This is a genomic window from Rothia sp. HMSC068E02 (assembly GCF_001813565.1).
Lineage (GTDB): Bacteria > Actinomycetota > Actinomycetes > Actinomycetales > Micrococcaceae > Rothia.
Genome location: NZ_KV812894.1, coordinates 93,722 through 107,891 on the forward strand (window position 1 = coordinate 93,722; position 14,170 = coordinate 107,891).

Consider the following 14,170-nt stretch of genomic DNA (forward strand, 5'->3'; position numbering starts at 1 on the left):
GCGCACGCCGGAGGAGGACACCCAATGAGCTTCTTTGGAATCGGCAAGAAGAAGTTGGATGAACAGTCGCGCGAAGAACAGAGCGCCGAAACTGCCAAGGCTCAGAAAGAACAGGCAAGCGAAGACGCTCCCAAGAGCGCACGACTGAGCGAAAAGATTATGGAACAGCAGCAGTGGGAGGACTCCCTGCGCCGCTTCGTGAAGTCTGAAAGCGCACGCCACCAGAACCACGACGATGAGCAGAGTGAAGAGCACCGTGCTGTTGAGGATCTCAAGCGTGCCCTCCTGCACGGCGATGAGAAGGTTGAAGAATCTTCCGCTGCTGAGGAGCTGACCGAGGAACAGGCGGAGGAGCAGGAGCGTCGTAGCCTGCTGGCTGCGCTTGGTGCTTTCCCGCAGGAATCTGAGGAGCCTGTTGAGGTCGAGCAGAATACTGAGGACCAGGACGTTAAAGAAGAAGTCGCCCCGGTTGCTGAGGCTGCTCAGCCCGCTACCCCCGCGTTCCTGCGCGATGATGAAGAGTCCGAAGCTGAGGACGCATCTATCGAGGCGCAGGAGCCTAAGGACGTCGCAGCGGATGCACGTTCCCAGTTTGAAGAGCACCTACGTGCTCTGCGTGCCCAGAATGTCGAAGATACTGCCGCTGAGGTCGCTGAAGCGGCTGCAGACGAGGCAGAGGGTGGCGAAGAGCTTGAGGTTGCTGACGCTGTTGTAGAAGCTACTGAGAACAAGTCTGAGAACGCTCATTCTGCATCTGCAGCTGAGGACGTATCTGCAGGTGCTGAAGACTCCCTGACCGCAGAAGACCTGAAGACTGCCCGCACCCGCGCCGCTGTCACCGAGGCACAGAACGCCGGCCTGGACGACCTGGCGGCAGCCTACGCTGCTCGCCTGGGCATCACCCTCGATAGCGAAGAGGAGACTTTCGGCGAGGTCGCCTCCGATGAGGTAATCGCTGAAGAAGCTCCCGCTGATGAGGTAGTTGCTGAGGAAGCAGAGTCCGCTGAGGCACCCGAGTCCACTGAAGCTGCTGAATCTGTCGAAGACGCTGAGGCCTCTGAGGCACCCGCACCTGTTGCTGATGCTACTGAAGACTTCGAATCCGAGGAGACCATTGACCTTACCGCAGGCGTAGAAGAGGCTGCAGAGCCTGTTGCCGCTGGTGAGGAAGAGCCGATTGAGGCTGTCGTTGAGGCACCTGAACTGCTGGCATCTGAACTTACTGAGGAAGAAGACGCGGTCTCTGATGAGACCGAGTTGCTCTCCGCTGTATCCGTTGAGGAGAAGCACGAAGCGTCCGTCTCTGAATCGCTCGAGGCTGAGGACTTCGACGCTGAAGAAGAGAACACCGCAGAGCTGATCTTTGACACTTCCGCTGTTGAAGAAAGCGCTGTTGAGGACAGCACCGCGGAAGAAACCGCTACGGAAGAGCCTGCTACCAAGATTGAGGACTCCGCGGCTGAAGGCTCCGGTTCTGAGGACGACGAGCCCGTCGAGAGCTCCTCTGTAGCTCCTGCTCTTGCCGCTGTTGCTGCACCCGTGGCTGCTGCCGCTGCTGTTGCCTCCGCCGCAAAGGCTGATAAGGCTGAGGAGAAGACCGAAAAGGGTACCTCTCAGAGCGTCGCGCTGACCGCAGAGGGCATCGATAAGAAGGAAGCAGAGAAGCGCAAGTCTGCTGCTCGTGAAGAGTCCGCTGATGAGCCCGTTGATGAGCCCGTTGCTGAGCTGAAGGACACTGCGCAGAAGCTCAGCGAAGACGAAGCTGAACTGGTTGCCGAATCCATCATCCTGAGCGAGCCCGTTGAGGGTGCGGCAACCCTGCCCGCTCTCCCCGAGCAGCGCGCTCTCCACGGCCTTGCGGAGCTTATGCGCACCCGCGGTTCGGGCACCATGAGCCTGGAACTGCGCCAGGTTGATGAGGATATGCACTACCGTCTGCTGCACCGCGGCCGTGAGGTTGAAACCGGCATTGTCGTGCCCGGTGTTGACTGGTTTGCACCCGTTGCGGCACTGTACACCGAGGCTCAGCAGGTCGGCGCAACCTGGAACCGTGCGGCTGTCTCTTTGAAGCCGCGCCTGGGTGATGGCCTGGAGGTTCACGCATCGTACCTGGGTGCTGTGGATGGTCAGACTATTAGCGAGAGCTTCCTGCTGGAAGGTGCCGCTGTTGAGGCTAAGCCCGTTGCGACCGCTGAGGCCGCTGAGGCTACCTCGCAGGATGAGCCTCAGGAAGCTGCTGTTCAGAGTGTTGACCCGGTTGAGGCTGAACGTGAGGCTATCGAGCGTGAGCTGGAGGCTGAACTCGCTGAGAAGCAGGCTGCGAACGAGGCTGAGGCAGCTGCCGAAGCTGCTGAAGAGCCTGTAGTTGAGACTGCTGAAGAGGGTGCCTCCGCGGGTCTGCTGACTGCTGCAGGTCTTGCCGCTGCCGGTACTGCTGTGGCTGGTTCTGCCGCTTCTGCGCAGGAGAAGGAAGACGTAGAGGAGGCTGTTGAAGCTTCTGCCCAGCCTGCCGCCCAGCCTGCCCAGGCTGAGTTTGCGCCGGTTGAAGCTGAGTTCGAGCACGATTACGAGAACGACCCGGTCTTCGGTGCGGCTACCGTAGAGCCCGAAACCGAGCATGCCGAAGAATCTGCCGCTGAGGTAGTCGAGGCATCTGCCGAGGACTCTGTAGAGCCCGGCGAAGACATGGAAGCCGCCCTGGCCACCATTGTCGCCAACGCTCAGAAGAAGCTGGACGCTGAGGAAGCAACAGCCCCCGCAGTTGCTGAGGAAGCACCCGCTGAGGAAGTTTCGGCTGAGGAAGTTTTGGCTGCCGAGGAGCAGAAGGCTGCCGCTCCCGTGGTTGCTGAGTCCTTCACCCTGGACCGCACCCAGCCCGTTGAAGAAGCTGCAGATGAGCCGATCGCAGAGAGCTCCGAAGAGCCCGCCCTGCCCGCGTTCTTGGATGACTCTGAACTGCTGCCCGAGAAGGAAACCTCCGCTGCTTCCGCTGAAGCGCCCGCCGAGGAACCTGCCCTCGTAGACGTTGAGCCTGCCGCTGAGAGCGCGTCTGTGGCTCCCGGCCTGGCTGGTGCTCTTGCCGCAGCTGCCGCAGTGGGCACTGCCGGCGCCGCTACGAAGGCTACCGAGGCAAAGGCATCTGAGGCGAAGGCTACCGGCGCTCAGGAAGAGCCCGCTGAGAAGGCCGCTGAGCTCAAGACCGTTGAGGTGGCCCCCGCGGCTAAGATTGCTGAGGCTCCCGTAGCGGTTGCACCCGCCTCCGAGGCTACCGCTCAGACTGCCCCGGCAGCACCGGCAGCAGAGGTAGCAGAGGCGGCACCCGCCTCCGAGGCGACCACCCCGGTTGCCCTGCCGGAGAGCACCCCGGCAGGTATCTCCTCCAGCATCTCGGCATCCGCGCTGAGCGAGCTCAACCAGCTACCCACCATCGTGGCTGAGCCGGACACCCCCTCCGCCGCGGTGCAGAGCCCGCTGGTTCCCTCGGAGACTCAGCTGGCAGCCGGCAACCTGGTTCTGACCGAGGCTCAGGTCGCTCAGCGTCTGGCGCCGGTTGTCGAGCACCTCTTCGGCGAGAACGGCACCGCAAAGGATGCCACCACCGTGCTGATTCGTGTACGTGCCCTCGGCTCCTACTACGACGCCCTGACCCACGTGCGCCGCAACGGCTTCTGGGAGCAGGTCCGTACCTTCGAGCTGATTCCCGAAACCCTGCTGGACATTCCGGCGCTGAAGACCGACTCGTACAGCGAGGGTGAGGGCTCGCCGCTGGCTATGAGCCTGACCTTCACCCCGGGCGTGCCGGTTCAGGCGGCATTCGATTATGCGAATGAGCAGGCGTTTGTCACCTACCCGCGTCCGCTGGATGCTGAGCGTTATGTTGAGGAGCTGCGCATGTTCCCGCGTCTGGGTTCGAAGATCCCGGCTCATATGACGAGCGCGCTTTCGCACTGGAACCTCTAAAACCTTGTAAGGTGCGCCGCGCCGGCTCCCCGTGTGGGGGTCGGCGCGGCGCGCTATGTTTGTCATTTTTTCGATGAGGAAGATTGTTATGACTGATACCCCTAATACTCCTGAGGCTTCTGCGGCGCAGAACGTTCAGGACACCGCCGCCCGCGCGGCTGAAGCCTTCGGCACCCTGGTGGAAACCATGGCGCTGTTGCGCGCACCGGGCGGTTGCCCGTGGGATGCTGAGCAGACTCACGCCTCCCTAATCCGCTACCTGGTGGAGGAAGCCTACGAGGTTGTCGAGGCGGTAGAAACCGGCGGCGAGCCGAATATGCCGCTGCTGCGTGAGGAGCTGGGCGACGTGCTGCTACAGGTGGTGTTCCACTCTGATATTGCTGCGGCAAACCCGCAGGGCTTCGACATCGTGCAGGTGGTTGAGGGCCTTGTGCAGAAGCTTCGTTCGCGCCACCCCGATGTGTTTGCGGCTGAGTCTGAGGGCTCTTCGGAGGCGCCTCGCACCGCGGCTGAGCAGCAGGCGGCGTGGGATGCGTTGAAGAAGAAGGAGAAGAGCGACCGTGGCGCGCTGGATGGTATTCCACCGCATCTGCCGGCGCTCGCTATGGCTGAGAAGACTGCTGTGAAGGCACGTAAGGCGGGTATTATTCTGCCGCCGGAGCCCACGAGCATGGAGGACGACCTGCGCTATATGCACACTGAAGAGGAATTCGGCGAGCTGCTCTTTGCGTTGGTGAGCCGCGCACAGCGTAATGGTTTGGATCCGGAGCGTGCCCTGCGTTCGTACACTCGTCGCTATATTGCTCAGCATACGCATGATGAGCCGAGCTATTAGAAACGCTGGTTGAGTTCTTCTGTGAGACGCTTTGAAATCTGTTCTCTGAGGGAATGAAAGGTTTCAAAGCGCCTTCTGTTTGTTTGGGGTTGTGTTGGGCAACCGTGAGGATGCTCGTGGCACATGCCCGGCATTTGGGCTCATGTTGTGCTTTGGTCGAGTACCCACACCCTCACAATGTGGGGGAGTGTGGGTCTTGTTCCGCTTTGTAGCGCCTGACTAAGGGTTATCTAGACCTTCATTAAGGCAATAAAAAAGCGGTGGCAACTAGTGTGTTTGTGTGGGAGTTTTGCTAGAATTTAGGGGACGCGACTTGTCCACTACCGGGTGAGCCGTTCACATCCTTGACATCTCATAAGGAGAACAATTCATGGCTGTTATTACCGCAGTTCACGCACGCCAGATCCTGGATTCCCGTGGCAACCCGACCGTTGAGGTTGAGGTTCTGCTCGAAGACGGTGCTTTCGCACGCGCAGCTGTGCCCTCGGGCGCATCCACCGGTGAGTGGGAAGCTGTTGAGCGCCGCGATGGCGACAAGTCCGTATACCTGGGCAAGGGTGTTCTGGGCGCAGTGAAGTCTGTTATCGAAGAAATCGCTGAAGAGGTCATCGGCATTGAGGCTTCCGACCAGCGCGCTGTTGACGCAGCCATGATTGCTCTGGATGCAACCAACAACAAGGGCAAGCTGGGCGCAAACGCAATCCTGGGTGTCTCCCTGGCTGTTGCTAAGGCAGCTGCTGAGTCCGCTGACCTGCCCCTGTACAAGTACCTCGGCGGCCCGAACGCTCACGTTCTGCCCGTCCCCATGATGAACATCCTCAACGGTGGTTCTCACGCAGACTCCAACGTTGACATCCAGGAGTTCATGATTGCTCCCATCGGCTTCGACAACTACTCTGACGCTCTGCGCGCAGGTGTTGAGGTTTACCACTCCCTGAAGTCCGTGCTGCACGACCGCGGCCTGGCAACCGGCCTGGGCGACGAGGGTGGTTTCGCACCCAACCTGGAGTCCAACGCAGCTGCACTGGACCTGATCGTTGAGGCAATCGAGAAGGCTGGCTACAAGCCGGGCGAGCAGGTTGCACTGGCACTGGACGTTGCATCCTCCGAGTTCTACAACGACGGCGCATACGAGTTCGAGGGCCAGAAGAAGTCCGCAGCTGAGATGAGCGCATACTACGCTGACCTCGTTGCAAAGTACCCCCTGGTTTCCATTGAGGATCCCCTGGATGAGAACGACTGGGAGGGCTACAAGACCCTGACCGAGCAGATCGGTGACAAGGTCCAGATCGTCGGTGACGACCTGTTCGTGACCAACCCCGAGCGTCTGGCTCGCGGTATCGAAGAGGGCGCAGCTAACGCTCTGCTCGTGAAGGTGAACCAGATTGGTTCGCTGACCGAGACCCTGGATGCAATGGAGCTGGCACAGCGCCACGAGTACCGTTGCATGGTTTCTCACCGTTCCGGTGAGACCGAGGACGTCACCATCGCTGACCTGGCTGTTGCAACCAACGCTGGCCAGATCAAGACCGGTGCTCCCGCACGTTCCGAGCGCGTTGCTAAGTACAACCAGCTGCTGCGCATCGAGGAAGAGCTGGGCGACGCAGCTGTTTACGCTGGCAAGTCCGCATTCCCCCGTTTCAAGGCATAAGTTACTGAAGCATCCGACCGCGTGAGCGGTTAGACGTCAAGGAGGCGGTGCTACCCCGTAGGGGAGTGGCACCGCCTCCTTCTCTGTGCGCGATCTATCAGCTCAGGTATGCCGTGGCAGGGTAGAATGTATCGCTTGCAACATAGAGCTGGGGAAGCCCTCCGAACCCGGTAGAATATGAAGGAAGCGTTTAGCGGCACAGAACGGAACGAAGGATAGAGCAATGAGCCAGCGAGCAAACCAGCAGACCCGGTCGCACTCTACGAGTTCCACTACACCCGCTCAGGGCGCTACCTCCTCCGATGCGCCGCGTGGCGCCGCTAAGGAAGCCCGCACCTCCCTGATGAAAAAGGCTAGCGCCCTTTTCTTTGGCGTAGGCTTGAACCAGCGCCACCCCGAGCGTGAACGTCAGGCGCAGGCTCGCCGTGAGGAGCGTGCCCGCCGCCGCGCCGCAGCCCAGCAGGGCAGTGAAGAAGGCGGATACGACGCCCCCGTGGCGGCTCATATGTTCTCCGGTCGTAGCTTCCTGACCGCTGTTGTGGTGGGCGTGATTGCGCTCGGTACCGCATACCCGGTGGTCACCTACATTGACCAGGATCGGGAAATCAAGCAGATCAACGCGCACATTTCCCAGTTGCAACAGGAGAACGCCCAGCTGAAGGCGGAGCAGACCTGGTGGAACGACGACAACTACGTTCGTCAGCAGGCACGTAGCCGCCTCTACTATGTGAACCCCGGCGACACCCCCTACGTGGTCACCGGCATTACCGAGGACTCCACGAAGGCGGACGGTACTTCTGCGAACGCGAAGAACGCCCCCGAGGAAGCCTGGACCACGAAGGTTTGGAATTCTCTCGAGAAGAACTAGCCCCAGCCACCGGCAGGAACCCCCGCCCTGGCAAGCACCCGGCATAAGCGGACGAGGTGACCCCTCGTTCCAGAAACTTAGGATTATGAGCACCGAAAACACCATTGAAGAGCTGAAGGCACGCACCCCCGGCGGCTTCGGCGTAACTGTTGAAACCCTGACCCCCACCGAGCAGGACATCCGTGTTCTCTCCGCGCAGCTGGGCCGTAAGGTCCGCGACGTGATTGAGATTCCGGCACGCTGCGTGTGCGGTAACCCGCTCGTGGCTGCTACCGCGCCGCGCCTGAGCAACGGCACCCCCTTCCCGACCGTTTTCTACCTGGCGCATCCGGTGATTACCGCTGCGGCTTCCCGCCTGGAGGCGGGCGGCCTGATGTACGAGATGACCGACTCGCTGGCTGAGGACGCGGACCTGGCGGCACAGTACGCTGCCGCGCACGAGAACTACCTGGCTGAGCGTGAGCGCATCCGCCTAATCAGCGGCGCTGAAGAGGTCCCGGAGATTGACGGCATCTCTGCCGGCGGCATGCCGACCCGTGTGAAGTGCCTGCACGCCGTTATCGGCCACACCCTGTCGGTGGGTCGCGGCGTGAACCCGATGGGTGACCGCGGCCTGGACGCTATCGCCGAGTGGTGGACCCCCGAGGTCTGCTCCTGCGACCCCGCGTGGCGTGAAGAAGCCTAAATATTGATTCTGGTGCGCCCGCATCGTCTTGAAGGACGGTGCGGGCGCATAATAGATAGAAGAAAGAGCGCCGAAAAGCGAAAATTTTTCGCCTGCGGCGCTCGCGTTGCCTTTGGCACTGATTGGTATTGAAGACCTGAAAGGAACCCACCGTGCGCGTTGGTGCGATTGACTGCGGTACGAACTCTATTCGCCTGCTGATTGCTGATTCCACTACTGAGGTGGTGGACGGGGTCGAGAAGACTGTCCTGAAGGACGTTGTGCGTGAGATGCGCATTGTGCGTCTGGGCCAGGGCGTGGATGCGACCGGCTGGCTGGCGCAGGAGGCGCTGGACCGTACTTTCGCTGCGGCGCGTGAGTATGCGCAGCTGCTGAAGGAGCACGGCGCTGATTCGGTGCGTTTCGTGGCGACCAGTGCGACTCGCGATGCGGGTAACCGTCAGGTGTTTGTGGATGGTATCCGCGAGATTTTGGGTATTGAGCCCGAGGTGATCAGCGGTGATGAGGAAGCTGCTCTGTCCTTCGCTGGTGCGGTGCGCGCTGTCGGTTACGGCGACGGTGACACCCTGGTGTTTGACCTGGGCGGCGGTTCGACTGAGTTCGTGCTCGGCGACGAGTCGGGTGTGAAGGCTTCCCGCAGCGTCAATATTGGTTGTGTGCGCCTGACTGAGCGTCACATGATGAGCGCCCCGTCCACTGACTCGCAGATTGCCCGCGTTGAGGCTGATACTGACGAGGCTCTCGAGGTGGCACGTAAGACTGTGCCCCTGCAGGATGCGCGCCGCGTGGTGGCTGTGGCTGGTACCGCAACCACTGTGGCTGCTGCCGCGCTGGGTCTGGACCGCTACGATTCTGAGGCTATTAACGCTCAGAGCTTCTCCGTAGAGACCGTTCAGAAGACTGCCCGCTGGTTGGCTTCGCTGAGCCGTACTGAGCGTGAGGAGCTCGGCTACATGCACCCCGGTCGGGTGGATGTGATTGGTGCCGGCGCGACGATTTACGCCCGCATCCTGACCCGTCTGAATGAGATGACTGATGGTGCCGTGGATTCGGTGACCGTCAGCGAGCATGACATTCTGGACGGTATCGCTCTGTCCCAGCTGTAGGCTTGAGCGCTCGCGCCGTGAACCGATGGTGGTTCACGGCGCGGCTCAGCTTGAGGAGTTTTAATGGTTCGTTCTGAGCATCGGCGAGGTATGTCCCTGACCGGCTGGTCTTTTGCGTCGTCTTGCGCCTGTGCGTCTCGTGTATTTGGTGTGCGCGCCTCGGTTGGTTCTGGCCGAGGCGCTACTCGCCGCATCCGTAAGGTTGCAGCTTTGGGCGCCAGTGCCGCGTTGACTCTTCTGCCGTTGTGGACCCCGCTGACGCCTGCCGCCTGGGCGACGGACCCGACCCCTTCTGCTTCCCCGAGCCCGAAGAGGGAGGTGACGGCGACTCCTTCGCCGTCGGCTACTGCGGTGCCGAAGACTTCTGCGACTCCGAGTAAGGGCACGTCGACCACTAATGGTGATGATGTTCGTCAGCGCGAGTATTGGCTGAAGGAGTACGGTATTACGTCCTTGTGGTCGCAGGCTACGGGTAAGGGCGTGACGGTTGCTGTAATTGATACGGGCGTGGACGGTACTCACCCGGATCTTGAGGGTAATGTTCTGCGCGGTTATGACGCCTCGGGCGTGGGCAGTGAGGACGGCTGGAAGGGCCTGGGTGCTGAGCCGATGCACGGCACGGAGGTTGCTTCTCTGATTGCAGGTCACGGTCACGAGACGCAGGGCTATTCTGCGATTGCGGGTCAGCCGGGTAAGCCGACCGGCGTGATTGGTGTGGCTCCCGAGGTGAAGATTCTGCCGATTTCGCTGAATATGGGTACGACCGGCGGCAAGAGCATTGATGAGCAGATTCCTGCGGCGGTGCGCTACGCGGTCGACCACGGGGCTCAGATTATTAACATGTCGATTGGTTCGAATAAGACGAGCTGGCCGCAGAGCTGGGATGAGGCGTTTGCCTACGCTGAGCAGAAGGGCGTGCTGATTGTTGCGGCTGCGGGTAACCGTGGTAGCGGCTTGACTCAGGTTGGTGCTCCGGCGACGATTCCTGGCGTGTTGACGGTGGGTGGTATTGACCGGAATAAGCAGGTTTCTGAGGGCTCGTCGACTCAGGGCATTTCGATTGCTGTGGTTGCTCCGAGTACGGATATGATTGCGGCGGCTCCCGGTAATGGGTACATGCTGTGGTCGGGTTCTTCGGCGGCAGCCCCTCTGGTGACGGGCGTTGCGGCGTTGTTGAAGCAGAAGTATCCGCAGGAGTCGGCGGCTCAGCTGGCTCAGCGTTTGATTGCTTCGGCTGATGATGCTGGTGCGACGGGCCGTGACCCGTTGTACGGCTACGGTGTGTTTAACCCGCAGGATGCGATGGCTTTGCCTGCGCCTAAGGTGACGGCGAATCCGCTGGGTTCGATTTCTGAGTGGATTGCGGTGCATCGTAAGCAGCAGGTGAGTGAGCCGACTCCGAGTGATGCTGCTCCGGTGCATGAGGAGGGTGAGAGCATTGTGAAGGCGGCTGCGCCGGATGCGCGTCGCCCTCCGGAGGATCGTGGCTGGTTGCCGCCGGTGATTTTGGCGGCTTTGACGCTGTGGCTGACGATTATTACGGCTGGTTCGGTGCATCGTTTGCACAGGCTGCATGTAAGTGCGGGTGAGGCTGCGCGGATGGCTCGTGCGGCGGCGCATCATCCGGGTTCTCATCAGGGTTCACGTCGGGGCGCTCGCCGGACCTCTCGTTAGCATCGTTTGATTGCGTTTTTCTGTTCGCCCGGGGCTGACTTTTGAGTTAGTCCCGGGCTTTGTGATGCGGGGGCTGGCTTTCGACGGGGGAACACCCCAATAAACGAAAATATCGAACATACCGCGCAAAAAACGGAAAGAGTGATTTAGACCGTAATCCACATCACGAGATGAACCCTGTTCATATCTTCAAAACTTTTAACTTAGGGTCAGCTCAAAGGGGCCATAAGTGCGAAATCACCTAAACAAAGGCGTAAAATAAAAGACAACAGGTATGTGATAGACAGGCTCGTGCTGCTAGCCACTTCGCGTTGCGCAAGGACTTCCAGAGCGAGCCGCTTTGTTCGTCAGGGGAGCTTTCGGAACGAGCCGAAAGTTGCACATATCAACCTACCGGGGCTACCGAACCTCGGTACCTAAAGACTAGGAAGTAACAAAATGGCATTCACTAAGGTGGCACAGGACCGTCCTCGCGTCCTGATCGTCGGTGGCGGCTACGTCGGCTTCACCGTTGCTAAGAAGATTCAGAAGGCTATCAAGGAGACCGGTGGCGTCGTCACCATCGTTGAGCCGAACCCCTACATGACTTACCAGCCCTTCCTCCCCGAGGTTGCAGCAGGTTCCATGGAAGGCCGTAACGCAACTGTGCCGCTGCGCCAGCACCTGCGCGACACCGAGCTGATCCCCGGCCGCGTTGTCTCCATCGACCACGCAAACCGCACCGCTGTTGTTGAGCCCACCGACAACGGTGAGCCCTTCGAGCTGAAGTACGACGAGATTGTTCTCGGCGCAGGCGCTGTGACCCGCGCGTTCCCGATTCCGGGTCTGGCAGAGGTCGCTATCGGTCTGAAGACCATTGAAGAGGCAGTCTCCGTTCGTAACTGGGTTCTGGACCGCATCGAGGTTGCATCCATGCTGTCCGACGCTGAGGCACGCCGCCGCGCCCTGACCTTCGTTGTTGTTGGTGGTGGCTTCGCTGGTGTTGAGACCATCTCCGAGCTCGAAGACATGGCACGCGTTGCTGTTGAGCGCAACGAGCGTCTTTCCGTTTCTGACCTGCACTTCGTCATGATTGAGGCTGCACCGCGCATCATGCCCGAGGTTCCCGCAGACCGTGCAGAGAAGGTCGTTGCAGAGCTGCGTGCGCGCGGCATCGAAATCCTGCTGAACACCTCCCTCTCCGACGCAACCGACGGTAACCTGCAGCTGATTAACATGGCTGACAAGTCCCCCGCAGGCGAGATCAAGACCGACACCCTGATCTGGACCGCAGGCGTGGCAGCATCCCCGATGCTGAAGAACACCGACTTCCCGATTGACGAGCGTGGCCGCGTTCGCGTGAGCGCAGACCTGCGCGTCACCGGCGACGACGGCGTGGTTGAGGGTGCTTGGGCTGCAGGCGACAACGCAGCTGTTCCGGATCTCTCCGGTGGCGGCGTGGGCGGCTTCTGCGTTCCCAACGCTCAGCACGCTTCCCGCCAGGCTGTTGTTCTGGCTAAGAACCTGCTGGCTGCTCGCCGCGGCGAGCCCCTGACCGACTACTACCACGAGACCATTGGTGTTGTGGCAGGTCTGGGCCTGTGGAAGGGCGTTGCAAACTTCAAGGGCAAGACCATTGGCGGCCCGCTGGCATGGATCATGCACCGCGGCTACCACGGCTCTGCAATCCCCACCACCGAGCGTACCGTTCGCGTTATGACCACCTGGGCTCTGAACCAGATCTTCGGTCGCGACACCTCCTCGATTCGCCACCAGCGTTCCCCGCGCCTGGCATTCCAGGAAGCAACCGGTACTGCACCGGCACGCCAGAAGGCAAAGCTCTAAAATAGCCTGACTTAGGGGTACGCCCCTGGGATAGCGCATTTGAGATAAAAGCAATGGGCGGTGCGGAAGACTTTGGTCTTCCGCACCGCCTATTTTGCGCCTGGATGCTTGCGAGCTGTCTAGCTTAGCTCCCCACCAGCGCTTTTGCGTGATGCTTGCTGCGGTGGGGTGCGGGGAACTGTTTGAAATGTGTCTCTGCTTAGATTCGGGTGCGTTTTCGTGGAATAATAAATATTTGTGTCCCGGACTGTTCGGGATACGCCCTCATAGTCCAATTGGCAGAGACAGAGGACTTAAAATCCTTGTGTTCTGGGTTCGAGTCCCAGTGGGGGCACTGCATAGACACGCGTAGATGCGCGGTATAGATAGGCGGCGGCTCTTCCCGTAGGGGAGGAGTCGCCGCTCGCGTGTTTGAAGGTTTACATGTCTGGGTTTTTTTTGGGGGGGGGGTAAAAGACGATGCCCCCGACCAGTTCGGTTGCCATGGGGATGCCCACCTGCTCGAAGGAAGCGATGGTACCCGTGGGCTCCACTCTCAAAAACGCCCGCATACCGTCTTCCGGAGCTCAAAAACGTGAGACCCTAGAAGAGACGCAGCCACAGATGCACCCCAGCCTGAATGGGGCAGCAGAGTCAGAAAGGCACAGCATGCAGACTATACCCTCCATCATTGCTGTCGATATGGACGGCACCTTCCTCACCGACTCCAAAACTTTCGACACCGAACGTTTCTCGCGCATCCTATCCCGCCTGCAGGCGCAGGGAATTCACTTTGTTGTGGCGAGCGGAAACACCTACGCCAAGCTGCAGGACTATATGCGTGGCTTTGAAGGACGAGGTCTTATCTATATCGCTGAAAACGGTGCATACCTTGCTGATGAGAATGGCAAGCTTGCCGTGCATCCCTTTGAAGAAGAGGACGTGCCGCGCATTATTGAGGTAGTGCAGGGATTGGATCAGATCGGTCTGCTGGTTTGCACCACCGAAGGTATCTACCTGCCCAAGGACCGTTGCGACCAGATTGTGCACATGATTCGCGGCTATTTTGAAGACACCGGTCAGGAGCTTCCCGAAACCCTCACGTTGGAGGACTTTGCGGCGTTCTTCTTCCCCGGCTCGGTCATGGTTGACTCTATTGGGGATTTTGAGGGTGCACCCATTAAGTTCCCGCTGTTGACTCCGCCTAAGCAGACGCAGCAGTTGAGCGTTTACCTGCGTGAGGTTCTTCCGCAGACCGTCACTCCGATGGTTAGCGGCTTCGGTGCCATTGATCTGGTGCGTACCGGTGTCAATAAGGCGACCGGTCTGGAGGACCTGTGCGAGCGTCTGGATGCTGATCCGGCGGGCATTCTTGCCTTCGGTGACGGTGAGAACGACATGGAAATGCTCCGCTACGCGGGCTGGGGTGTTGCCATGTCTAATGCCCCGGAGGTTGTGCGAAATGCTGCTGATGAGGTGATTGGCTCGAACGAGGAACAGGCAGTTCTGGAGTATCTGGAACAGCTCCTGGACCGTTTGGAAGCTTCGCACTAGACGCTTCACAAAGAGACGCGCAGAAGCCTTTGCA

Annotated in this window: 9 protein-coding genes and 1 tRNA gene; all 10 read left to right on the forward strand. The window is 60.0% G+C overall.

Annotated features, from left to right (window positions below):
• Nucleotides 1-24 precede the first annotated feature (24 nt).
• The 10 genes from HMPREF2919_RS07745 to HMPREF2919_RS07790 all read left to right on the forward strand — a co-directional run bounded on the left by HMPREF2919_RS07745 (nt 25) and on the right by HMPREF2919_RS07790 (nt 14,136).
• Nucleotides 25-3,960: an ornithinee aminotransferase gene (locus HMPREF2919_RS07745; RefSeq protein ID WP_070667088.1), complete on the forward strand. Its 3,936-nt coding sequence runs from the start codon at nt 25-27 to the stop codon at nt 3,958-3,960.
• A gap of 88 nt (nt 3,961-4,048) precedes the next feature.
• Nucleotides 4,049-4,795, forward strand: coding sequence for a nucleoside triphosphate pyrophosphohydrolase (locus HMPREF2919_RS07750; RefSeq protein ID WP_005506837.1), 747 nt, complete (start codon nt 4,049-4,051; stop codon nt 4,793-4,795).
• A gap of 370 nt (nt 4,796-5,165) precedes the next feature.
• On the forward strand, nt 5,166-6,446 hold the full coding sequence (gene eno, locus HMPREF2919_RS07755; protein ID WP_049341512.1) for a phosphopyruvate hydratase: 1,281 nt from the start codon (nt 5,166-5,168) through the stop codon (nt 6,444-6,446).
• 223 nt (nt 6,447-6,669) lie between these two features.
• Nucleotides 6,670-7,314, forward strand: coding sequence for a septum formation initiator family protein (locus HMPREF2919_RS07760; protein WP_070667090.1), 645 nt, complete (start codon nt 6,670-6,672; stop codon nt 7,312-7,314).
• Between the two features lie 85 nt (nt 7,315-7,399).
• Complete coding sequence (locus HMPREF2919_RS07765) at nt 7,400-7,999, forward strand: DUF501 domain-containing protein (protein ID WP_049362335.1); 600 nt, start codon at nt 7,400-7,402, stop codon at nt 7,997-7,999.
• A gap of 152 nt (nt 8,000-8,151) precedes the next feature.
• On the forward strand, nt 8,152-9,105 hold the full coding sequence (locus tag HMPREF2919_RS07770) for a Ppx/GppA phosphatase family protein (RefSeq protein WP_005508954.1): 954 nt from the start codon (nt 8,152-8,154) through the stop codon (nt 9,103-9,105).
• 63 nt (nt 9,106-9,168) lie between these two features.
• Nucleotides 9,169-10,779, forward strand: coding sequence for a S8 family peptidase (locus HMPREF2919_RS07775; RefSeq protein ID WP_070667092.1), 1,611 nt, complete (start codon nt 9,169-9,171; stop codon nt 10,777-10,779).
• A gap of 438 nt (nt 10,780-11,217) precedes the next feature.
• On the forward strand, nt 11,218-12,603 hold the full coding sequence (locus tag HMPREF2919_RS07780) for an NAD(P)/FAD-dependent oxidoreductase (RefSeq protein WP_070594006.1): 1,386 nt from the start codon (nt 11,218-11,220) through the stop codon (nt 12,601-12,603).
• A 260-nt stretch (nt 12,604-12,863) separates the two neighbouring features.
• Nucleotides 12,864-12,937: transfer RNA gene (locus HMPREF2919_RS07785), tRNA-Leu, on the forward strand.
• 314 nt (nt 12,938-13,251) lie between these two features.
• On the forward strand, nt 13,252-14,136 hold the full coding sequence (locus HMPREF2919_RS07790) for a Cof-type HAD-IIB family hydrolase (RefSeq protein ID WP_083301094.1): 885 nt from the start codon (nt 13,252-13,254) through the stop codon (nt 14,134-14,136).
• Nucleotides 14,137-14,170: the final 34 nt, after the last annotated feature.